Annotated in this window: 19 protein-coding genes; 5 read left to right on the top strand and 14 right to left on the bottom strand. The window is 70.5% G+C overall.

The features are described 5' to 3' along the window. Position 1: 1 nt before the first annotated feature. The 6 genes from Q9G87_RS35580 to Q9G87_RS35605 form a co-directional block, all read right to left on the bottom strand. A complete protein-coding gene (locus tag Q9G87_RS35580) occupies positions 2-2,335 on the bottom strand; it encodes a type IV secretion system protein (protein WP_305920955.1) in 2,334 nt (777 codons plus the stop codon). After that, entirely contained in the window at positions 2,332-4,809 is a 2,478-nt protein-coding gene (locus tag Q9G87_RS35585) for an ATP-binding protein (protein ID WP_305920956.1), read from the bottom strand. Before Q9G87_RS35585 ends, Q9G87_RS35580 begins: the two co-directional genes overlap by 4 nt. A 47-nt stretch (positions 4,810-4,856) precedes the next feature. After that, entirely contained in the window at positions 4,857-7,826 is a 2,970-nt protein-coding gene (locus tag Q9G87_RS35590; RefSeq protein ID WP_305920957.1) for a TcpE family conjugal transfer membrane protein, read from the bottom strand. Positions 7,827-7,881: 55 nt separating this feature from the next. After that, positions 7,882-8,145: a hypothetical protein gene (locus Q9G87_RS35595; RefSeq protein WP_138665184.1), complete on the bottom strand. Its 264-nt coding sequence runs from the start codon at positions 8,143-8,145 to the stop codon at positions 7,882-7,884. Positions 8,146-8,208: 63 nt separating this feature from the next. Continuing rightward, positions 8,209-8,961, bottom strand: coding sequence for a conjugal transfer protein (locus Q9G87_RS35600; RefSeq protein WP_305920958.1), 753 nt, complete (start codon positions 8,959-8,961; stop codon positions 8,209-8,211). Positions 8,962-9,552: 591 nt separating this feature from the next. Next, entirely contained in the window at positions 9,553-9,879 is a 327-nt protein-coding gene (locus Q9G87_RS35605; protein ID WP_305920959.1) for a hypothetical protein, read from the bottom strand. Between the two features lie 204 nt (positions 9,880-10,083). Here Q9G87_RS35605 and Q9G87_RS35610 point away from each other — a divergent pair, with 204 nt between their 5' ends. After that, on the top strand, positions 10,084-10,350 hold the full coding sequence (locus tag Q9G87_RS35610; protein WP_305920960.1) for an exodeoxyribonuclease VII small subunit: 267 nt from the start codon (positions 10,084-10,086) through the stop codon (positions 10,348-10,350). A 239-nt stretch (positions 10,351-10,589) separates the two neighbouring features. Here the strand turns inward: Q9G87_RS35610 and Q9G87_RS35615 are convergent, their stop codons facing one another. Beyond that, positions 10,590-11,003 (bottom strand): nitroreductase family deazaflavin-dependent oxidoreductase, encoded by a 414-nt coding sequence (locus Q9G87_RS35615; RefSeq protein WP_305920961.1) that lies wholly within the window; start codon positions 11,001-11,003, stop codon positions 10,590-10,592. Between the two features lie 83 nt (positions 11,004-11,086). On the opposite strand from Q9G87_RS35615, the gene Q9G87_RS35620 reads away from it, so the two are divergent. After that, positions 11,087-11,689: a TetR/AcrR family transcriptional regulator gene (locus Q9G87_RS35620; RefSeq protein ID WP_305920962.1), complete on the top strand. Its 603-nt coding sequence runs from the start codon at positions 11,087-11,089 to the stop codon at positions 11,687-11,689. Between the two features lie 131 nt (positions 11,690-11,820). Here Q9G87_RS35620 and xseA read toward each other — a convergent pair whose 3' ends face one another. Together xseA and Q9G87_RS35630 are read right to left on the bottom strand one after the other, a co-directional pair. Continuing rightward, positions 11,821-13,032, bottom strand: coding sequence for an exodeoxyribonuclease VII large subunit (xseA, locus tag Q9G87_RS35625; RefSeq protein WP_305920963.1), 1,212 nt, complete (start codon positions 13,030-13,032; stop codon positions 11,821-11,823). Between the two features lie 26 nt (positions 13,033-13,058). Further along, positions 13,059-13,958, bottom strand: a complete 900-nt coding sequence (locus Q9G87_RS35630) for a hypothetical protein (protein WP_305920964.1) — start codon at positions 13,956-13,958, stop codon at positions 13,059-13,061. Positions 13,959-14,058: 100 nt separating this feature from the next. Between Q9G87_RS35630 and Q9G87_RS35635 the strand changes: the two genes are divergently transcribed. After that, complete coding sequence (locus Q9G87_RS35635; protein WP_305920965.1) at positions 14,059-15,027, top strand: 4-hydroxy-3-methylbut-2-enyl diphosphate reductase; 969 nt, start codon at positions 14,059-14,061, stop codon at positions 15,025-15,027. Between the two features lie 26 nt (positions 15,028-15,053). On the opposite strand, the gene Q9G87_RS35640 is transcribed toward Q9G87_RS35635, so the two are convergent. Together Q9G87_RS35640 and rmuC are read right to left on the bottom strand one after the other, a co-directional pair. Then, on the bottom strand, positions 15,054-15,530 hold the full coding sequence (locus Q9G87_RS35640; protein WP_305920966.1) for a DUF6542 domain-containing protein: 477 nt from the start codon (positions 15,528-15,530) through the stop codon (positions 15,054-15,056). 61 nt (positions 15,531-15,591) lie between these two features. Further along, entirely contained in the window at positions 15,592-16,848 is a 1,257-nt protein-coding gene (rmuC, locus tag Q9G87_RS35645; RefSeq protein ID WP_371825872.1) for a DNA recombination protein RmuC, read from the bottom strand. A gap of 79 nt (positions 16,849-16,927) precedes the next feature. Between rmuC and ychF the strand changes: the two genes are divergently transcribed. Then, a complete protein-coding gene (gene ychF / locus Q9G87_RS35650; RefSeq protein ID WP_305920967.1) occupies positions 16,928-18,004 on the top strand; it encodes a redox-regulated ATPase YchF in 1,077 nt (358 codons plus the stop codon). Positions 18,005-18,018: 14 nt separating this feature from the next. Here ychF and Q9G87_RS35655 read toward each other — a convergent pair whose 3' ends face one another. Together Q9G87_RS35655 and Q9G87_RS35660 are read right to left on the bottom strand one after the other, a co-directional pair. After that, positions 18,019-18,549 (bottom strand): DUF4245 domain-containing protein, encoded by a 531-nt coding sequence (locus Q9G87_RS35655; protein ID WP_305920968.1) that lies wholly within the window; start codon positions 18,547-18,549, stop codon positions 18,019-18,021. 11 nt (positions 18,550-18,560) lie between these two features. Then, positions 18,561-19,169, bottom strand: a complete 609-nt coding sequence (locus Q9G87_RS35660) for a TetR/AcrR family transcriptional regulator (RefSeq protein WP_305920969.1) — start codon at positions 19,167-19,169, stop codon at positions 18,561-18,563. Between the two features lie 218 nt (positions 19,170-19,387). On the opposite strand from Q9G87_RS35660, the gene glpX reads away from it, so the two are divergent. Beyond that, positions 19,388-20,416, top strand: a complete 1,029-nt coding sequence (glpX, locus tag Q9G87_RS35665; protein ID WP_305920970.1) for a class II fructose-bisphosphatase — start codon at positions 19,388-19,390, stop codon at positions 20,414-20,416. A gap of 32 nt (positions 20,417-20,448) precedes the next feature. On the opposite strand, the gene Q9G87_RS35670 is transcribed toward glpX, so the two are convergent. Further along, entirely contained in the window at positions 20,449-21,099 is a 651-nt protein-coding gene (locus tag Q9G87_RS35670; protein WP_305920971.1) for a DUF1707 SHOCT-like domain-containing protein, read from the bottom strand. Between the last annotated feature and the right edge of the window lie 49 nt (positions 21,100-21,148).

Below are 21,148 nucleotides of genomic sequence, written 5' to 3' on the forward strand. Positions count from 1 at the left end.
TTCAGTCCTTGTTCGGTTTGAGCCAGAAGGGCACGGACGGGTCGTCGGAGCCACCGTTACGGCTGCTGCGCAGCCACAGCGGCGGCGCCTCGGACGCGCGCGGGGCAGGCTCGTCGGAGCCGCCGAAGATGCGGGGTCCGCCCGCCCTGGGGGTGCCGTTGGAGCCGCCACCGCTCGGCCTGGCCCCGCCGGAGCGGGAGCCGCCGCCGCCCGAGCCGCCGAACAGGCCGCCGCCTCCCGACCCGCGTGACCGGGAGCCGCCCGAACGCGAGCCTCCCGAGCCGCCGAACCGCGACCCGCGCGTGGAGCCGGTACGCGAGCCGCCCGAAGAGCCGCCCGAAGAGCCGCCCGTGGAGCCGCCGCGTGACGCCCAGCCGCCACCCGACCGGCTGCCGAACCAGCCGCCCGATGACGAGCCACCGCCGGAGGACGATCCGCCCGCCAACGACGAGCCGCCGCCCGACGCAGCGCCGCCGGTGCCGCCCAGCCGCGGGCCACCGGTCCCGCCCACCCGTGGGCCGCCGGTGCCACCTACCCGTGGGCCGCCCGTGCCGCCCGCCCGGGGCCCCCCGACGGCCGGACCGCCGGTGCGCCCGCCCAGGTTGAGTGGCGGCGCAGTGCCCCTGCGCGGCTCCGGAGCCGCCCGGTTGCCTGCCTTGCCGCCCTGCTGGTCGGTGTCGAGCGGGGCCGCCGTGGCCGGGATCCTGGTGCCCGACGCGGCTCCTTCGCCTTCCTCGCCGCGTACCCGGGCCTGTCCTGTCGCCGCGGCGGTCGCGGCCGCCGCTCCGGCCGGGTTGGCCGCGGTCGCCGCCCTGATGAGGGGCTCGGCCTTGCGCAGCCCCCACCGGCCGATCCTGGCCGACGCGACCGGCGGCAGCGCGCCCGCCGACCGTTCGAGCACGGACGAACTCGCGGCCTCGCCCAGCATGCGGGTGGCGACCGTGTGCCCGTTGATCGATGCGAACAGGTGCTGGAACGGGCGCCGGTAGAAGAACACCGCGATCGTCAGCAGGGCCATGAACAACACCTGCATGCCCCATGGCATGGCCGTGGAGATGATCAGGGCGTACCCGTACACGAGCACGCTCAGCACGATCGTCAGCACGGCCTGTCTGAGCAGGGTGCCGATGAGCATCTCCACCCAGCGCAGCGCGACGATGCGGCCGCTGCCCGGATGCACGCCGATCAGCAGGAATATCGGTCCCAGGATCAGCAGCAGCAGGAAGCCGACCTTCAGCACCAGCAGCGAGACCGCCACCAGGAAGATGAGCAGGCCGGCCACGATGGCGGCGATGAACGCGCCGACCGCCACGCCGAGCCGGTTGGACCAGTCGCGGCCGGAGAAGACCGTGTAGCGGGGGTCGTTCCTGAGCTTGTCGGCCAGCGAGGCGTAGTCCTGCTGGCGGGCCCCCACGTCAGGGGCCGGTTGGCCGGCCACGGCCGGCGGGATCGACTGCATCTCCAGCACCTTGCGGCCCCAGTCGCGCACGATGGGCTGCTGCGGGTCGGCGGTGCCGAACAGGCCCACCAGCCACGGCTTGCAGACCAGCGTGGACCATAGCGCGTCGGCGTTCTGGTCGACGCCTGCCGTGCCGATCTGGCCGTACCCGCCGGGCTTCACCTCCGGCGTGGCCGTGCCGGGAGGGGGTAGGCAGGAGGCGCCGCCCGCACCGGGCAGGCCGGAGAAGGCCGAGTTGACGACCTCGCCGGTCTTGTCGGTGACGACCTTGCCCAAGCCGGTGAAATCGGCGGGACGGCTGAAGAACCAGACCGCCACGGTGACCGCCAGCACCATCCAGATCACGCCCTCGGTGGTCGTGGTGGCGCGCTTGCGAATCAGTCCGTACCAGGCCAGCCAGATCGCGCCGAGGATCACGACCGGCTGGAGGAAGTCCCAGTACATGGCGTCGGCGAGCCTCGTGACGATGTCGTCGACGACGTCCTTGATCGCCTGGAGCGGTCCTTCGGTCGCCGCCGCCTGGTACGTCGTGATCGTCAGCCGGTCGATGGCCTTGGCCGCGGTGAAGATGCCGTTGGCCCACATGTTGCCGAGCACGGCGACGTACTCGGAGCAGCCCAGCTCGTGCGTGTGCCAGAACTGGCCGCTCATGCCGAACTGGCCGTAGTTGGTGGTGGGCGCCCCGGTAGCCGGGATCGGCGGCTGAATCAGGCCGTCAGTGCCGCCGCCCACCACCTCAGGGGTGAGCGGGCCCGACAGGTCACAGGGCGCCGCCGCGGCCGGCGCGGACATGCCTCCGATGACCAGCGGCACCACGATGATGCCGGTGACCAGCGCGAGAGCCAGCGCGATTCGTCGGGATAGCCGGATCTTCATGACCGTACCTCCTGCGCCCTGCCCACGCCCCCTTGAAGATCATCATGCCCGGTGCCGTCGGGTTTGTCGTGTGTCGGGTTCGTGTCGAGCCAGCGGAGAAGTTCCTCGGAGATCAGGTCTACTCCGATCCGGCCCGCTCTGCCATCCAGATCGCGGAATACGCATTCGCCGTTGCCGAGTGAGCGCAGCACGGCCTTGTGCTCTTCCGACGACTCCACCCCCAGCAGGGACATCACGTGGTCCACCTCCACCCGTTCGGTGGACCGGAACGCGAAGACGGACGACAGACAGTTGGTCACCTGCTCGTTCAGCAGGTCTCCCGCGTTCTGGGAGACGAGAACCAGCGCGGTGTTGCGGGAGCGGCCCATCCGGCTCACCTCGGGCACCAGCTTGGCGCCCTCGGGAGTCGAGGTGATCGCCCACGCCTCGTCCAGGAAGATCGCCTTCGGGGTGCGCCGGTCGAGCCCGTTCATGAGCCGGCGCGCGAACTGGGACACCAGGTAGAGCAGGGCCACCGACAACCGCTGCTCGTAGGAGTAGTCCTCCCTGGTCGTCGCCACGTCGGGCAGCGTCAGCCCGCCCAGCGTGAACACGGTCGTCCACCCCTCGCTGTCGATCTGGTCGCCGCCCGAGGGGTCGAAGCAGAGCCTGGCCAGGTGCATCTCCGACATCGAGCGGAGCACCGCGCCCAGGTTCTTCGACGCCGGGTCCTCGGCCTGCTCCAGGTGGTCCACGACCTTGCCGAGCGACGGATCGGGCGCGTTGGAGACCGCGGCCACCGCCTGGATCATCGCCGACTCGCGCTCCTCCGACATGCGCGGCAGCAGCAGCCGCAGCGTCTCGGTGGCCATGGTCTTCTTCGCCGCGATGTCGTCGCCGAACGAGAACGGGTCGAGCAGGCCGGGCGCCGCCGAGCCGAGCGGGATGATCCTGGCCTTGCGGCCCCGCTTCTCCAGCAGCCGCACAAGGGACTCGGCGTCGCCCTTCGGGTCGATCACCGCGACCGTCACGCCGCGCAGCGCCATCTGGTAGATCATCAGCAGGGCGAGCGTGGTCTTGCCGCCGCCCGGCTCGCCGGTGATCGCGATGGCGGTCGGCCGGTTGCGGGTGGCCGCCACCAGCGGGTCGAAGTGCACGATGCTGCGGGCGCGGCCGACGGTCTCGCCGATGTACGGGCCGAGCCAGCCCTCGTTGCCCTCATCCAGCCGGTCCCCGAGGTCCACGGTGGCAGTGGCCATGCCGCCGGCGATCGTCCGCAGCGGCTGGCGCTGGGCGTAGGCGTTGACGCGTACTCTCTCGCCCGGCAGCGCCTCGCAGAACAGCGAGAATTGGTCGCCTGTCGAGGCGACCACGTCGATGCCCATGTCGCGGTAGTGCTCGACAACCGCCTCGACCCGCTGCACGCAGATCTCCTCGGTCGGGGCCGACACGATCAGGCGGTGCCAGCCGTACACGAAGGGCAGCCGCTCCTTCGTGATGCCGTGCTCCAGCATGCGGGCCGCGTCGATCTGCTCGGCCAGCGCCAGCGGCGCCTCCGCGCCGGCCTCGCGGATGTGGTGGTCCATGTCGCGGGCGTGCGCGAGCTTACGCGCCACGTCCTTCGACGCCTTGACCGGCGGGATCAGCCGCATCCGCGACGAGACCTCCACCGGGAACGGCAGCTGGTCGGCGAAGTGCAGCCACGGCTCGCCGTCGGGGAACGGCATCAGGTCCGGGAAGCGGGCGAACGACAGGTTGGCCACGTACGAGTCGCCCTGCGGCTGCACGATCCGCAGCAGCGACCTGCCGTTGTGGATCTCGCCCTCGACCAGCGACTCGATCTCGCCCTTGCCCCAGCGCCGCCGCGGGCTGGCCGACGGCGGCGGGTCGCCGAGCGCGCCCGCGGCCGCGTGCTGGAACAACCACGCCACCTCGACGGAGGTGGCGTGCCGGGCGTAGAGAGCGCTCGAGGCGAGCGCTCGGCCCAGGCGTTCGGCCTGTTCGGTCCACCGCCCTACCTCGCTGTCGGGTACGTGGTCGTCATCCATGCCGAGCGCCTTCTCGGTCTTCTGGTAGAAGCCGAGCAGCTGGGCCAGCACGCCGCTGCCGAGCTGCTTGCCCCGGGGGCCCAGCCGCACGCCGAGATAGACCTCTTTGCTCCAGAAGTCCTTGGCCCAGACGTGCCGGTACATCTCCTCCAGGTAGTCGCGCCAGCCAGGCCCCTCGTCGGACGTGGCGTTGAGCGCCATGGCCCACTCCGCCGCAGGGTACGTGCGGTGCGCGACCCTCAGGTGGACCTCGGCGTCGGGCATCCTGATCGCGGCCAGCGCGATCGTGATGTTGGTGGCCAGCGCCTCACGCTCCTCGGGCGTGACGAACTCGTAGCTGACCGTCGGGAGGCGGAAGTACGCCCACGCGCAGGTGTCTGTGAGCAGGATGCGGTCGTCGAAGTAGCGGACCGCGAGGCGCTGGTGCGCTCGGGACGCCCTGCTCATGCCGCCCCCTCAGCGCATGAACGGGCCAGGCCTGCTCGCTTGTTCACTTAACGCTCACCGATTCTCGTGCCCGGGGGGTCACTCGCCAACTCCTCTTCGCTCGGTCGTACGGTCTGTGCCGCGAAGCCCGCGACCACCACACCGGCGAGGGCGAGATAGGCCCGCCGCCCGGCCGCGCGCAACTGCCCGGGATCGACGATCTCGGCCCCGCCTGGCGCCAGATCGTCCTCCCAGGGGACCCTGACGATGGCCCGGCACCTGCCTCTGGCCACCGACTCCGCCTGCTCGACGTCGGCCATCGAACGCCTGCTCACGCCGTTGACCACCATGACCGCACGCCTGCGCAGCTCCGCGCAGCCGTGCCCGTCGAGCCACTCGTACGTCATCCCCACCGCCTCCGGCGCCTCCTCGCTCGCCGGGACCACCAGAACGAGCTGGTCCGCGTACGGCAGGAGCCGGGCCGCCAGCGCGGCGGCCGGATCGATCACGGCCAGCTTGTAGTGGCGCTCCAGCAGGCGCATGGACTCGCCCAGCCGGTGGTCGGAGAAGAAGGACCGATCCGCGAGGCGCTGCTCGGCGCCCGCGTCGGTGTCCGCGCTGATCACTTCGAGCCCGGAGGCCGTCCGCGTGGTGTATCCGCGCATCGTGAGATAACCGCTGACCCGGTCCAGCCCGGACAGCAGCGAAGTAAGAGTTTCCGGGGTTTCCGGTTGGATCCTGCTGGTCAGGGTGGTGCCGCCGGTGTTGGCGTCGACGGCCACGATCCTGTCGTCGCGGTAGGTGGCGAAGGTGTGGCCGAGCATGAGGGCCGTGGTGCTCTGCCCGGCGCCGCCGGTGCAGCCCAGGACGACGATCCTGCGGCTGCCGCTGAACACGGCCCTGGCCCTGGCCTCGTCGATCTCGGACCCGTCGGTCCGTACGTTGTTGCCGCCGACGACCACTTGAGCGATCCGCCGCCAGCCGCCGGAGTCGCGCCCGATCACGGACTCGACCCTGCGCACCCGCGTCTCGCCGGGCCTGGGCACCGGCCCCACCAGCCCATCGACCGCCCCGGCCCCGCCCCTGGCCCGGCCACCGATCGCGTCGTGCGTGACCGCAGCCTGCTCGCCCGCCGACGCAGGCTGCCCGTGCGCTGCCTGCTCCTGGCCCGCCGTCCGATCGCCTGCCGCGGTCTCCCCCGCCGTGGCGCGGCTATCCGACGGGACCGGCGTCAGCCTGGGCCGGTCGCCTGCCCCGGTCGATGCCGACGGGCCGCCCGGTGCGTCGGCGGGCACGCCTGGCCGGCGCCTTTCGGCACCCTCGGACGGCGCGTCGCCCGCCGCAGCCGGCGCGCTGGAGGCGCCGGGACGGGGCAAGGGCTTGGCGTTCGGGTTGAGCGGCGGCCAGACCCGTTGGGTGCCCGACAGCACCAGCGCCGGTCCCAGCCTGGGCGGCTGTCCCTTCCTGTGCTGGTCTCGGGCGACCTCGTCCTCGCGCCGCCCGCCCTCGCCCCGACCGGCCGTCTTCCTACGGCCGGCCGCCGTGTCGGCCGGTGCATCGGCCGGTGCATCGGCCGGCGCATCGGCGCTGGCCGCGAGTCTCCTCAGCCGCCGCAGGGCTTCGGTGTCGATCGGCTTGCCGGCGGCGGGCTTGCCACTCTGCGCCGTCCCGCTTTCCCGCCCGGCGTCCTCATGAGAACGGGTCCCGCTGCTCGCGCCCTCCTGGTCATCGGTCTCAAGAGCCGTGGCCACATCGTCCACAGGCTCAGCACCAGTGACCGCACCGACTTCGGCCACAGAGCTCGTGGCCGCATCCTCCGCAGCCGGCGTGCCCGCATGAGCAGCGGTCTCGGGAGCCCCGGTCGCCGGGCACACGGTCTCGCGGCCGGAGGTCTCCTCGCCGGCGATCTCACGACGCACCACGTCGCGCGCCGCCGCCTCACATGTCGCCGCCTCGCGCGCCGCCGCCTCACGGGTCGCCACCTCACGGATCGCCGCCTCACGGGTCGCCGCCTCACGGGTCGCCGCCTCACGGGTCGCCGCCTCACGGGTCGCCGCGTCGCGCGTCGCCACCTCGGAGGTCGCCGCCTCACGCGTCGCCGCCTCACGCGTCGCCGCGTCGCGCGCCGCCACCTCGGAGGTCGCCGCCTCACGCGTCGCCACCTCACGCGTCGCCATCTCACGGAGCGCGGCCTCACGGAGCGCGGCCTGCTGGGTCGCGGCCTCCCTGATCGCGCCCTCCCGGGTGGACAGGCGCCAGCCGCTCGTCCCCTTCGCGCCGGCCCTGCGACCGCTGTCTTTCCTGTCGAGGTCCCTGCCGGTGTCCGTCCTGCCGCGGTCACTGCCGGTGTCCGTCCGGTCGGCATCCCGGCCGGTGTCCGTCTTTCGGATGTCTCTCTGGCCTGCGGACTCGCGCTCGAGCCGGGGCGGCGGCGATGCCGTACCGGGAGCCGGCTGGCGTGCCTGAGCCTTGAGGGCGGGCGCTGCGGCACCGCGGCGGGCGCCCCAGCCGGTGCCTGTGGCAGCGGGCTCGGCGACCGGAGCCTGGCCTGCCGCGGCGGCAGCGGCCGCGACGGCGGGGCGCACCTGGCGGGGTCCGGCGATCCGCTGGCCCTCGCGTCTGCGCCGCGGTTGACGGCTCTTGCCCGGCCGCTTGGACTTGGCCCGCGCGGGGGCGATGCGCCACACGCGCGCGGAGAAGGTGACCGTCTCGGGTTCGCCCATGGGCGCGAGGCGGCACCAGGCCTTCGGCTCGCCCAGGTAGCGGAGGTGGGACTCGAGGAGCTCGGTGAGCCGCTTGCCCTCGATGACAGGGCGGGTCGACAGCCACGTCACGATCCCCGGCGGCACCAGGAACAGCACGTGCCACGGCATCGCGACCGGCACGCCCACCAGGATCAGCAGGAGGGACCACGGGATGAACACGCCGACGAAGACGCCGATCCAAACGATAGGCAGCGGCATCGGCAGCCGTAGGTCGTACAGCTTGTAGAGCCGCTTCTCTATCCGCCAGATGTTCGTATACGTGGGCAGGTCCACCCGGTCCTCCTCTCCACCCGCTCGTGTATGACCGCCGACGGACGGTCTCAACCCCTTATCTGATGCCCAGTGCGCCCGCGATTGCCTTCGCCGTCACCTCGATGATGTTGGGAACGTAGAAGATCACTCCGATGGCCACGGCCAGGATCAGGAACTGCACGAATCGTGTGATCTCGCGGGTGAAGAGGAAGAAGAGCGCCACCACGGAGACGACGACGAGGAACAGCGGAGCGAAGAACGCGCGCAGGAAGTCGGCGAGCCCTCCGGTGTCGATGCCGGTCGACGTGGGCGTCGGCGACATTTCGATCAAAGTGAGCATTACGGTCTTCAAGGTCACTTCTCGTCCTCCCGGGGGGTACCGATCGGCAGCGCGGCCGAGCCTCTAGTCAACGACCCGGCCGGCGCCGCGGATGTCGGCGACGAACCACTTGTCGCCCTGCTTCTCGACGGTAAGCCGGTAGGCCTGCTCCAAGCGCGCGCCGACCGCAGCGGGGTCGGTGGTGTTGGGGGTGGCCTGGGCCTCGCCGTTCGGCACGACCCACACGACGACCGCCTGGATCTCTCGAGTGGCACCCCCCACAGGCACCACGACTTTCTTGAGCTCTGCGAAGGTGAAGGCGCCACCGAAGCTCGGCAGGGTCTTGCCGGCGGCCACGTAGCGCTGCAGCCCGGCGGCGTCGCCGGACGCGTAGTCCTTGAAGAAGCCCTCCAATTGCGGTTTGAGCTCGGCGGCGGCCGCGTCGTCGGTCTCCGGCGGCGCCACCTGGGGCAGCTCGGCCGGAGCAGGGGCGGGCAGGATGGCCGGGCGGCCCGAGACGACGAACCTCTTGGCCTCGTCGTCGCCGGAGTAGTAGATCGGGACCGACAACATCAGCCTGCGCGCGCCGGACTGGAAGGCCACGCTGACCACCGCGTTGTGGGCGTCGGCCGTCTCGATGTCGTACGGCTGGATGGCGACGGCCGCCAGCTTGCCCACGCCGTCCCAGCCCATGCGCGGATCCGAGGCGTCAGGCAGGAACGCCGCCAGCTTGCGTGACCTGCTGGCGTCGTCTTCAGGGCTGAAATTGAGATAGACCCCGGCGAACTGGGCGGCGAAAGCCATGCCGCGGTCCACCGGGAATCCGTTGTTCGCCACCACGGCACCATTGGACGTTGTTGCTTCTTGCTGGGTAAACCGCTCAAATGGGGCACGGATCCCATTCACCACGATAACCACGATAAGCGCCCAGAGAATGATGCGGCCGGTCCACACCAGCCACCGCCCGCCGCCACCGGACCAGCCGCCACGGCGCGGCCGACGGGGTGGCGGCGCGTCGAAGTCAGCGGTGTCCAGGGTTGCGGAAAGCCCGGGCCCGTCAGCGATCCGAGGATCGTGCTGGACGGTAGACCTACGAGCCATCACGCCTCCGCTCGCGCCGATCCCCCCGGCTGGCGCGGTGTCGTCCGTTGCCGATCCCCATCATCCGCGGTGAAGTAGTCACCCTATCCGGTCTCCGCCATTCTTCCAGGAAAGCCACGCCCATGCTGCAGGCATGACAGCCCTCACGGCAAACCGGGACAGGATGACAGGCTCCAGTGCCGATTCCTGTCACTTCCCGGTTGAATCGGCTTTCGACCAGGCCAGACGCCTAAATCGCCTAGCCAGGCAGCCATGGATTCCTGACCAAAATAGGCATGGACTCTCACGCCTTGCGCATTCGGCATGGGACGCGAGCGGAGGGGGGCGTCAGGCGGGCTCCGGGTCCTGGGTGGACCGTCCCTGCCGCCTGCTCTGCAGGTCCACGACCGTCGTCCGGCTCTGGAGGTCCACCACCGTAGGGCGTACCGACCGCTCGAGTGAACCGCGCAGGTCGGCCAGCATGTCGGCGGTGTTGCTCTCGCGCATGCGGCCGGCCATCTCGTTGCGCTCGTCGACCTTCCTGCGCAGGTAGGCCTCCCGGTTGACGCGCAGGCCATACATGAGCTCGACCCTGATCAAGGCGAGCTCCTCCTCGAGGCTGATGCCCGCCAGCGTGGGCGCAGGACGTCGTTTCCGGATGATGCGACGGATCATGAAGGGCCTCCCGAGTCAGCGTGAACGCCGTGACGATTCGACGCGCAGGGGCCCAAAGTGGTTGACGCCATCATTTGTCCCGGGATCAGACATCGCGCTCTCCTGGAAGTCAGACGCCACAGCCGGCAATCGTCGCCATCCATCGACGGCGACTTAGCGTAGCGAATGAACACTCAAAGTGAGTGGATTGACGCTGCGCGGCGGATGTCGGCCGGCCCGTCTAGGGTGGTGACCGTGGCAGCAGACGAGAAGACGCCCTCATACGAGCAGGCCCGCGAGGAGTTGACCGAGGTGGTGCGCCGCCTGGAGACGGGCGGGCTCACGCTGGAGCAGTCGATCGAGCTTTGGGAGCGCGGGGAGAAGCTCGCGGCGGTCTGTGAGGAGTGGCTCCAGGGGGCCAGGGTCAAGCTGGCCGCCGCCATGGCCCGCCGCTCGGAGCCCACCTCGGGCGCCGACGACACACCTTTCTGAGCGCCACCCCCGACGCCCTGGCCCGCCAATCGCGCCACGCCCGACGACCTGGCCCTCTGATCACGCCACGCTCGACGGCGCGCCCTCCCGATCGCGCCACACCCAACGGCGCACCCTCCCGATCGCGCCACACCCAACGGCGCACCCTCCCAAGCGCGCCACACCCGACGATGCGCCCTCCCGGGGACGCCACCCCGGCGACACGCCTTTCTGAGGGCGGCTCTGACGTCGAGGGACGTTCAGGCGGCCTGGGGCAGCAGGGCCACTACGGGGATGCGGCGGCTGGTCTTGGCCTCATACTCGGCGAAACCCGGCGCCTGCGCCACCATCCTGGCGTAGAGCTGGTCGCGCTCCTCTCCCTCGATGAAGACGGCCTTGGCCTCGAACGTCTCCGTTCCGATCTCCACGGCGGCCGAGGGCGTGGCCCGCAAGTTGTGGTACCAGGCGGGATGGTTGTCCGCGCCGGCATTGGACGCGATGACGACGTAACGATCGCCGTCCTCGAGATACATCACCGGGGTGGTGGCCGGCTTGCCGCTCCTGGCTCCCGTGGTGGTGAGCAGCACGAGCGGTGCGCCTTCGAACATGCCGCCGACGCGGCCTTCGTTGGCCCGGAACTCGTCGATGATCTGCTGGTTGAACTCGTTCGGCATCCTCAGCTCCTCAATAATCGGAGAGATCTCCGCTTGGGAGACTAATCGGAGAACTCTCCGGTTACAAGCGGTATGCTCCACCCGTGTGCGAACGTCGATCGTTGCCCCTGGTCGGGCAGCCCCAGCCGGAGCGGGCCGACGCCGCGCGCAACCGTCAGAAGATCATCGACGTGGCGGCCCGGATGGTCGCCGAACGCGGCGCCGCCGACCTGTCGCTCGACGAAGTAGCCCGCGTGGCCGGTGTCGGCGTGGGCACCGTCTACCGGCGCTTCGGCGACCGGAGCGGGCTGGTCTACGCGCTACTCGACGAGCGGGAACGACGGTTCCAGTCGGCCTTCTTCGCCGGCCCCCCGCCGCTCGGGCCCGGCGCCCCGGCCGGTGAGCGGATCACGGCGTTCCTGCACGCGCTCGTCGAGCGCATCGTGGCGCAGCAGGAGCTGTTCCTCCTGCTGGAGCAGGGCGGCAAGAGTGGCGGGTTCAGCGGGCCCTACCGGGTGCACCACATCCACCTGGCCACGCTGCTCACCGAGGCCTGTCCGCACGCCGACGCGCCGTTCCTGGCCGACGCGCTGCTCGCGCCGATCAACGCCCGCCTGATCGCCCTGCAGACCGAGGAGCGCGGCATGAGCATCGACGAGATCAAGTCCGGCCTGACGGCACTCGCCGCCGCCGTCACCCGCGCTTAGGGGCGCCCGCCCAGGTCATCGCCCAGGGCGCTTGCTCAGGTCATCGCCCAGGGCGTGTGCTCAGGTCATCGCCCAGGGCGTGTGCTCAGGTCATCGCCCAGGGCGTGTGCTCAGGTCATGAGGCAAGGCCGCTACACGCCCTCGTCTTCCACCCGAACGCTCAGTCTGTCGTCGGACAGGCGGATCGTCAGCGGTGAGCCGGGCGCCACGTCCTTGGCCAGACGCACCACCTCGCCCGACGGGTGCTGGACGATGGCGTATCCCCGCTCCAGCGTGGCCGCCGGGGACAGCGCGACCAGGCGGGCCCGCAGATGGACCAGGTCGTCGGCGGCCCGGTCGAGCGAGCCGGACAACGAGCGCCTGGCCCGGTCACGCAGGGACTCGACCTGCTCGGCCCTGCGCTCGAGCTCGCGTACGGGGTCGGCCAGCGAGGGCCGCGAGCGTACGGACGTCAGCCAGGACATCTCGCGGTCGAGCCAGCCGCTCACCACCCTGCGGCCCCGGTCGCGCAGCTGGCGCACCAGCGTCAGCTGCTCGCCGACGTCGGGCACGACCTTCTTGGCGGCGTCGGTGGGGGTGGACGCGCGCACGTCCGCCACCAGGTCGAGCAGCGGGCTGTCCTGCTCGTGCCCGATCGCGCTCACGACGGGCGTGCGGCAGGCGGCCACCGCGCGGACGAGCGTCTCATCGGAGAACGGCAGGAGGTCCTCCAAAGAGCCGCCGCCGCGGGCGACGACGATCACGTCGACGTCGGCGTCCACGTCCAGCTTGCGGAGCGCCTCGGTCACCTCGCCCACCGCGTAGGGCCCCTGGACGGCCACTTCCTCGACCTTGAACCGCACGGCGGGCCAGCGCCGGCGGGAGTTTTCCAGCACGTCGCGCTCGGCCGCGGAGTCGCGGCCGCAGATGAGCCCGATCGTGCCCGGCAGGAACGGCAGCCGCCGCTTCCTCTCGGCGCCGAAGAGCCCTTCGGCGGCCAGCAACTGCCTGAGCCGCTCCAGCCTGGCCAGCAGCTCGCCCACGCCGACCGGGCGGATCTCCAACGCGGTGAAGGCGAACGAGCCTTTGTTGACCCAGAAGTCCGGCTTCACCTGCATGACGACCCTGGCGCCGTCGGCCGGTCGCGGCACGGCCGCCTCGTAGACGCCACGCGGAGCGGTGACCCTGGCGGACACGTTGGCGACCGGGTCGCGCAGGGTCAGGAACACCGTGCCGCCGCGGGCGCTCAGATCGGTGATCTGCCCCTCGACCCAGACCGTGCCGAGCCTGGCGATCCAGCCGCCCACCATCTGCAGGACTGTGCGGATGGGGAGCGGGGACTCGGGCGAGGTCTTCTCGGTCATGGCGGAAGACTACGGGCTCGCTCTGACTACTCTCCGGCCTGCAGCTTGGCCAGGCGGTTCTCGAACATCCGCACGACCTCGGGCCGGCCCTGCGTGGCCTGCTCGTAGGCCAGGAAGTCGCTGATCTGCTCGGCGGTCTTGCCGCGCATCCTGGCGCGCAGGGAGGCCACGGTCATCTCGTCGTAGCCGGGCAGCGGCTCGGCCGGCTTGGCGACCTGCTCAGGCGCGGCAACGGGCGCTTCCGCGACCGCAGGCTCGGCGACGGCCTTGGGGGCGGCGGGCTCCTCGACGGCAGGCTCGGCCACGGCCTTGGGAGCGGCGGGCGCCGCCTTCGGCTCCGCGGCGGGAGCGGGCTCGTCCACGACCTTCGCTTCGGCGGCGGGCTTCGGCGTCGCCTCCGTCTCGGCGGCGGGCTTGGGGCTCGTCTCCGCCTTAGCGGCGGACTTGGGAGTCGCCTTCGTCTTGGCAGCCGGCTTCGGCGCCGTCTCGGGCTCGGTCACAGTCTCCGTCTTGGCGGCGGGCTCGGCGGCGGGGGCCTCGGGCTCGGCGGTGGCGACCGCCTCCTCCTTGCCCGCCGGCGCGAAGATGACCGGCTCCGGCTTGGTCTTGGCGACGCCGTTCGGCTCGGCGGCGCCCGGCCGCGGCGCGAAGATGACCGGCTCCTTTCTGACCGGCTTGTCCTCGGCCGGGGGCACGGCCACCTGGTCGGCGGCGGAAGGACGGGAGACTTGCTCCTCCTCGCGCTCCTCCTTGGCGCCAAGGCCCTTGATGGAGTTTTTCACCCGGTCCACCAGCAGCAGCGCCTGCCCGGCGGCGCTGAGCGTGGACTGGATGACCATGAGCGGAAAGTCCTTGGCCTTCTCCTTCAGCTCGTCCTTATTGGTGACGGTCTTGGTGATCTTGCGTATCACGTCGCTAAGGGACATGACGTCTCCCTGGGAGGTCTGTATGGGACGGCCAGTCTGGCAAACCGCGGGCGACCACGCACGCGCGGGCCTGATGGCCGCTCCACGTAGCATAGAAAGTATGGAGCCCCAGACCCTCACTTCCCGCCGAGTCCTTGTAGCCAAGCCACGGGGCTACTGTGCCGGAGTCGATCGAGCCGTGGTAGCGGTCGAGAAGGCTCTGGAGCAGTACGGCGCTCCGATCTACGTACGCAAGCAGATCGTCCACAACACCCACGTCGTCAAGACGCTCGAGGCAAGGGGCGCCATCTTCGTCGAGGAGACCGAGGAGGTCCCCGAGGGCGCGATCGTGGTGTTCTCCGCCCACGGCGTCTCGCCGGCCGTGCACGCCGAGGCGAAGCAGCGCAATCTGCGCACCATCGACGCCACCTGCCCGCTGGTCACCAAGGTGCACAACGAGGCGAAGAGGTTCGCGGGACAGGACTACGAGATCCTGCTGATCGGACACGAGGGGCACGAGGAGGTCGAGGGCACCGCCGGAGAGGCCCCCGAGCACATCCAGCTCGTCGACGGCCTCGACTCGGTCGACCGGGTGCAGGTGAAGGACCCAAGCAAGCTGATCTGGTTGTCGCAGACCACGCTGTCGGTCGACGAGACCACCGAGACCGTCTCCAAGCTCAAGCAACGTTTCCCCAATCTCCTCGACCCGCCGAGCGACGACATCTGCTACGCCACCCAGAACCGGCAGATCGCGGTCAAGGAGATCGCCGCCGAGGCGCAACTGGTGATCGTGGTCGGCTCGGAAAACTCCTCCAACTCCAAGCGCCTGGTCGAGGTGGCCAAGGACTACGGCGCCGACGCCTCCTACCTGGTCGACAACGCGAGGTTCATCCGCGACGAGTGGCTGGAGGGCGTCACCACGGTCGGCGTGACCAGCGGCGCCTCGGTCCCTGAAGAGCTGGTCGAGGAGGTGCTCGCGCACCTGGCCGAGCACGGGTTCGGCGACGTGACCGAGGTCGAGCCGGTGCAGGAGAGCATGCGCTTCGCCCTGCCGCACGAGCTGCGCAAGGACCTCAGGATCCTCTCGTAGTCCTCGCCGTCCACGCCACGCGGCCGCTAATCGTCGCCGCGTGGCGTCCCGTAGACCTTGGGCTCGAAATATCCCTCGGGCTCGGGCACGAACGGCTGGCGCGGGCGCGGCACCTCCGCGCCCGCTTTCAGCTCCGCCCGCAGGTCGCGTACGTTGTCCCGCAGCCCACGCCGCCAGGCCACGCCCAGCACGATGGCCGACCCGGCGAACAACCACGGCGCGCCCCGCGTCATCGAGGTGTAGAGGCCGAGCGCCAGCGACTGCACGATCGACACCGAGCCGAATGCCCGCCCCAGCTCCACGAACAGCGTCGCGCAGAAGAACACCAGCGGCGGCGTCACCACCAGCGACAACAGCTCACGTCGGTTGACCAGGAGCACCCCCAGCAGGCTGGCCAGGACGAAGGCCGCGCCCACCACCTCCTGGACATCGATCAGCGCCGCCACGATGTAGCCCGCCAGGGTGGCGACCAAGGCGAGCGCGATGGCGCCGCGAGCGGTCAACCTGACAGCCGAACGCCTGCCTTTCTCCCCCACTGGACCGCCCCCATTCCCTTGGCCCCGTTTACTGCGACCCGTGAGCCAACTTACCGTTCGAGCTGGAAAGCAGAGGCGACGTTTCGAGTAGTTCGGGGGATGACAGGGGTCTCGGCAGCCCGTCGAGCATCTCGGGAGGGTCGAGCTCGCCGTCCACGACGCCCAGATCGTGTAGCTTGCGCGCGGTGACCAGGACGCGGCCTTCGAGCGATCCGACCGACTTGTTGTAGGCCTCCACGGCCCGGGTCAACGCCTTGCCCAGCGCATCGACGTTCCTGCCCAGCGACGAGAGCCGCTCGTACAGCTCCTTGCCCAGTTCGAACACGGCTCGCGCGTTTTCGCTCAGCGCGGCCTGCTGCCAGGCGTAGTGGGCGGTGCGCAGCATCGTGATCAGCGTCGTGGGCGTGGCGATGTGGACGCGCCGCGCCATGGCGTACTCCAGCAGTGTGGGGTCGCGTTCGAGCGCCGGCGCCAGGAACGCCTCGCCGGGGATGAACAACACCACGAACTCCGGCGACGGATTGAACGCCTGCCAGTAGGCCTTGGCGGCCAGCCGGTCGACGTGCTCGCGCACGTGCCTGGCGTGGGCGTCGAGCCGGACCGTGGCCAGCGACTCGTCCGACGCCTCAGCGGCCTCCAGATAGGCCGCCAGCGAGACCTTGGAGTCCACCACGATGTTCTTGCCGCCCGCGAGCCGCACGACCATGTCGGGCCGCATGGAGCCCTCCGTGACCTGCTCGTCGAAGTCGCAGTGACGCTGCATGCCGGCGATCTCGGCGACTCTGCGCAGCTGCAGCTCTCCCCACCGGCCGCGCGCCTCCGGCCGCTGCAACGCCCTGACGAGGGCGTTGGTCTGGGAGCGCAGCTGCTCGTTGCTCTGGCGTACGAACTCCATCTCCTTGGCCAGCTCGGCCCGTGCCGCGCGCTGACCCGACTCGGTGTCCCGCAGCTGCGACTCGACCCGCGCCAGCGCGTCCTTCAGCGGCTCGACCAGGTGCTCGACCGCCTGCTTGCGCTGCTCCAGCTCGCCCGCGGCCTCGGCGCGGCTGGCCGCCAGCCTGGTCTCGGCCAGCTCCAGGAAGCGGATGTTGTTGACGTCGAGCGCACGCGTGGACAGCGCCTGGAATCGCTCGGCCAGCTGCTCTTCGACGTAGACGAGCTTTTCCGCGGCGCTCTTGGCTCGCGCGTCCGCCTCGGCCACCCGCACCGCCGCCCGCGTCCTGGCGACCAGGAACCCGATGAGCAGCCCGACGGCGAGCCCGATGAGAAGCGAGACGACGTCCACTCGATCGATGATTGCAGGACTCGGCACGCCGTTCCCCGCCCGACACGCTCGTTACGCTCAGCACGTAAACTTGGGATCCGTGAGTCTCTCCATAGGCATCGTCGGCCTGCCCAACGTCGGTAAGTCCACGCTGTTCAACGCGCTGACCAAGACCGGCAACGCTCTGGCGGCCAACTACCCGTTCGCCACCATCGAGCCCAACGTGGGCATCGTGGGCGTGCCCGACGACCGCCTGCCCGTGCTGGCCGGGATCTTCGGCTCGGCCCGCATCCTGCCCGCCAAGGTCGAGTTCGTCGACATCGCGGGCCTGGTCAAGGGAGCGTCGGAGGGGCAGGGCAGGGGCAACCAGTTCCTCTCCAACATCCGCGACACGGACGCGATCTGCCAGGTCATCCGGGTCTTCACCGACCCCGACGTGACGCACGTGGACGGCGAGATCTCCCCCAAGCGCGACATCGAGACCATCAATTTCGAGCTGGTCATGGCCGACCTGCAGACGGTCGAGAAGGCTATCCCGCGCCTGCAGAAGGAGGCCCGCACCGTCAAGGACAAGAAGCCGGCGCTGGAGGCCGCCGAGGCCGCCAAGGCGGTCCTGGAGACCGGCAAGACCATCTTCGAGAGCGGCCTGGAGCGCGAGGAGCTGCGCGAGCTGCACCTGATGACGGCCAAGCCGTTCCTGTACGTGTTCAACCTCGACGCCGACGAGCTGACCGACACCGCGCTCAGGGAGCAGCTGTCGGCGCTGGTCGCCCCGGCCGAGGCGGTCTTCCTCGACGCCAAGATCGAGTCCGAGCTGGTCGAGCTCGACGAGGAGGAGGCGCTCGAGCTGCTGCAGTCGGTCGGCCAGGAGGAGTCCGGGCTGCGCCAGCTGGCCAGGGTCGGCTTCGAGACGCTCGGCCTGCAGACGTACCTGACGGCCGGGCCGAAGGAGACGCGAGCCTGGACGATCCGTAAGGGCGCCACCGCGCCCGAGGCGGCCGGCGTGATCCACACCGACTTCCAGCGCGGCTTCATCAAGGCCGAGATCGTCTCCTTCGACGACCTGGTCGAGGTCGGCTCGATCGCCAACGCCCGCGCCGCGGGCAAGGCCCGCGTCGAGGGCAAGGACTACGTGATGCGCGACGGCGACGTGGTCGAGTTCCGCTTCAACGTCTGAGCGAGCCGTGGGGGCTAACCCTTGGGGCGCTGCTGCAGGAGGGCTGCCAGCTGGGCCAGCTCGGGCCAGTCAGCCGTGCCAGTGATCACCAGGGTCACGTCGGGCAGGAAGCGGACCAGCGTGCGCTGCTTCTTGTCCTCGCGATAGCGCTGCTCCCACGCGACCCCGCCGACCTGTTGCGTGCCGATGGTCTTGTCGGAGTTGGCCATGCGGGCGGCGAACCCGGCGGCGGGCTGCTCGTTGCTCTGCACGAACATCGCGTGCGCCCGCTTGGCGGTGGCGAAGCCGAGGTAGAGAACCTGGGCGCCGTTCTCGCCCTTGGCGATCCTGTTGCTGTTGGGCACCCAGTCCTGCAGGTCCTGCCGCGGAGCCCACACCGCATAGGGCACCGAGTGGCCGAAGTTGGCGACGGTGATCGAGTAGTCGCGCCGCGGGATGTGCGGTTCCCGGCCCTGCGGGGCCGCCAGCAGGAACAACCCCGCCCCCGCGAGGCAGACGAAAAGCGCTACCGCGTAGCCGTAGAAACCCTCGGTGAACCGTCGCACAGTTGGCGAGGTTACCCGCTGGAAGGGGCGGTCGCGGACGCGGCCGGGCGGATCTGCCCGATGATGGCGAGGACCTCCTCGGCCAAGCCGCGGTCGCCGGTGCGCACCACCTCGGAGACGGCCGCGGCCAGCGCGCCGGTGATCACCACGACCAGAGCGGGCTCGTCCTCGAACAGCGCCGCGTTGCGCTGCGCCCACATGCGCAGCCGATCGCGCATGACGACCTCGAAGCCGGGCGGGCCGTCGCCGCGCAGGAACAGCGCGGCCAGCTCGCGCTCCTCCATGCAGCCGTCAAGGTAGGCGCGGGCGGCGCTGAGGAACACCCCCATGGGGTCGCTCTCGCCGCCGGCGCGGGCCGCTCTGGCCGCCTGCTTGGTCCGCTGAGTCTGCCTGGCCTGCCACTCCTCGAACAGTGTCAGGTAGAGGTCCGCCTTGCCGGAGAAGTGGTGGTAGAGGCTGCCCACGCTGGCGTCGGCCCTGGCCACCACGTCGGTCACGCCCGCCTCGGCGAAGCCCTTCGAGACGAAGACCTCCCGCGCGGCGGCGAGCAACGAGGTGCGCGTCGCCGCGCCCCGCTCGGACGTGCGCGGCTGAGCCACCACGTGTTCCACATCGCTCATTCGCCCTCCTCCACGGCGCGGCGCCATGCTCCATGGTGAAGGCATGATCCCTGACGCGCACAGGGTATGGCGCAAAATCCGTTCGCAACTCGAGCTTACCGATGCTCCTGCGGCTTACCGCAGGCACAGGACTAAGCCGGACCCGGCAGGTTATCCCCCTCTGGGCGGGAAGAGAAGGGCAACTACGATCGAGAGAGTTGTCTGCGAGGAGGCCAATGATGTCCGATTCCGTACCGCCCGCGCTCGCCACGAGCGAGCACGCTCCCGACCGCAACCTGGCGCTGGAGCTCGTCCGCGTCACTGAGGCGGCCGCGATGGCCGCGGCCCGGTGGGTCGGCCGCGGTGACAAGAACGGCGCCGACGGCGCGGCGGTGAACGCCATGCGCCAGCTGATCAGCACGGTCTCGATGAACGGCGTGGTGGTCATCGGCGAGGGCGAGAAGGACCACGCCCCGATGTTGTACAACGGCGAGCGCGTGGGCGACGGCAGCGGCCCGGACTGCGACGTGGCCGTGGATCCCATCGACGGCACCCGGCTGACCGCGCTCGGCATGCCCGACGCCGTGTCGGTGATCGCGGTGAGCGAGCGCGGCTCGATGTACGACCCCTCGGCCGTGTTCTACATGGAGAAGCTGGTCACCGGCCCCGAGGCGGCCGACGTGGTCGACATCGAGGCTCCCGTGTCCGCCAACATCACCGCGGTCGCCAGGGCCAAGCACTGCTCCCCCTCCGACGTGACGGTGGTCGTGCTCGACCGGCCCAGGCACGAGCGGCTGGTCAAGGAGATCAGGGAGACGGGCGCGCGCATCAAGTTCATCACCGACGGCGACGTGGCCGGCGCGATCATGGCGGCCCGCGCGGGCACCGGCATCGACCTGATGCTGGGCATCGGCGGCACACCCGAGGGCATCGTGGCCGCGTGCGCGCTCAAGTGCCTCGGCGGGGTGATCCAGGGCAAGCTCTGGCCGCGCGACGACGCCGAGCGCGGCAAGGCTCTCGACGCGGGACACGATCTCAACCAGGTGCTCACCACCAACGACCTGGTCAGCTCCGACGACGTGTTCTTCGCGGCGACGGGCATCACGCACGGCGAGCTCATGCAGGGCGTACGGTTCCGCGCCGGCTCCGCGGTGACGGAGTCGCTGGTGATGCGCGGCCGTTCGGGCACCATCCGCAAGATCGAGAGCGAGCACCAGCTCTGGAAGCTGCGCGCGTACAGCGCGATCAACTTCGACACGGCCGGCTGAGGCCCGGGTGAGCGGCCCCGCCACCGGCCCCGTCAGCGGCGACGCTTGCGGCGGGGTGGCTCCTTGACCTTGACGTCGCCGGCGAAGTTGGTGGTGCGGACCTCGACCACGGGCGCGCCCGGCTCGGTCGGCTGTTTGTTCAGCCGGACGGTCTTGCCCTTGGCGACCCTGATCACCTCGAGGTCCTCGGGCACGTGGATCTCCAGCCCGCCGAAGACGAGCGTGGCGTTGATGATGACCCGCCGGTTCTGCAGGATCGCCTCGCGCAGGTCCAGCTTGGTGGTGCCGAACATGGCCGTCACCGTGAGTTCGGCGGGGACGACCCAGCGTCCGCCGCGCTGCTCCTGTTTGAAGATGGCCGACACGGGCCGGCCGTCCAGGTTGAGCGGCTGCTGGTCGGCGGGCAGCAGGTCGCCGGTGAGCTGCGCCAGCTCACCCAGCGTGCGCGCGGAGTAGAGCACGCCGAGCCGCTCCTCCAGCTCCTCCAGGGTGAGCCGGCCGTCGGCGTGCGCGTCCTGGAGCACTTGCGCGATGCGCTCACGGTCGGCGTCGGAAGCACGTAGCTCGTGCGGCGCCGGCACCTCGCCCGAGGCGGGCAGGCGGCGGGCGGAGACGAACTCCTCGGCCAGCCGCTCTCCGACTTCCTGCAGCTTCGGCAACCAGGATCCCGCGCGTTCGTTCACACATATGACGATATCTGGCGCCCGCACGATTCGCTCGTCCCGAAGGGGC

Origin of the sequence: Nonomuraea turcica (genome assembly GCF_030718205.1) — a bacterium.
GTDB lineage: Bacteria > Actinomycetota > Actinomycetes > Streptosporangiales > Streptosporangiaceae > Nonomuraea.

Coding starts and splice junctions, on each gene's coding strand:
- Q9G87_RS35610 (WP_305920960.1), top strand. CDS start 10,084: ATGTCGGCCGGCCCGTCTAGGGTGGTGACCGTGGCAGCAGACGAGAAG.
- Q9G87_RS35660 (WP_305920969.1), bottom strand. CDS start 19,169: ATGAGCGATGTGGAACACGTGGTGGCTCAGCCGCGCACGTCCGAGCGG.
- glpX (WP_305920970.1), top strand. CDS start 19,388: ATGTCCGATTCCGTACCGCCCGCGCTCGCCACGAGCGAGCACGCTCCC.
- Q9G87_RS35615 (WP_305920961.1), bottom strand. CDS start 11,003: ATGCCGAACGAGTTCAACCAGCAGATCATCGACGAGTTCCGGGCCAAC.
- Q9G87_RS35595 (WP_138665184.1), bottom strand. CDS start 8,145: ATGCTCACTTTGATCGAAATGTCGCCGACGCCCACGTCGACCGGCATC.
- Q9G87_RS35585 (WP_305920956.1), bottom strand. CDS start 4,809: ATGAGCAGGGCGTCCCGAGCGCACCAGCGCCTCGCGGTCCGCTACTTC.
- xseA (WP_305920963.1), bottom strand. CDS start 13,032: ATGACCGAGAAGACCTCGCCCGAGTCCCCGCTCCCCATCCGCACAGTC.
- Q9G87_RS35605 (WP_305920959.1), bottom strand. CDS start 9,879: ATGATCCGTCGCATCATCCGGAAACGACGTCCTGCGCCCACGCTGGCG.
- Q9G87_RS35580 (WP_305920955.1), bottom strand. CDS start 2,335: ATGAAGATCCGGCTATCCCGACGAATCGCGCTGGCTCTCGCGCTGGTC.
- Q9G87_RS35635 (WP_305920965.1), top strand. CDS start 14,059: ATGGAGCCCCAGACCCTCACTTCCCGCCGAGTCCTTGTAGCCAAGCCA.
- Q9G87_RS35630 (WP_305920964.1), bottom strand. CDS start 13,958: ATGTCCCTTAGCGACGTGATACGCAAGATCACCAAGACCGTCACCAAT.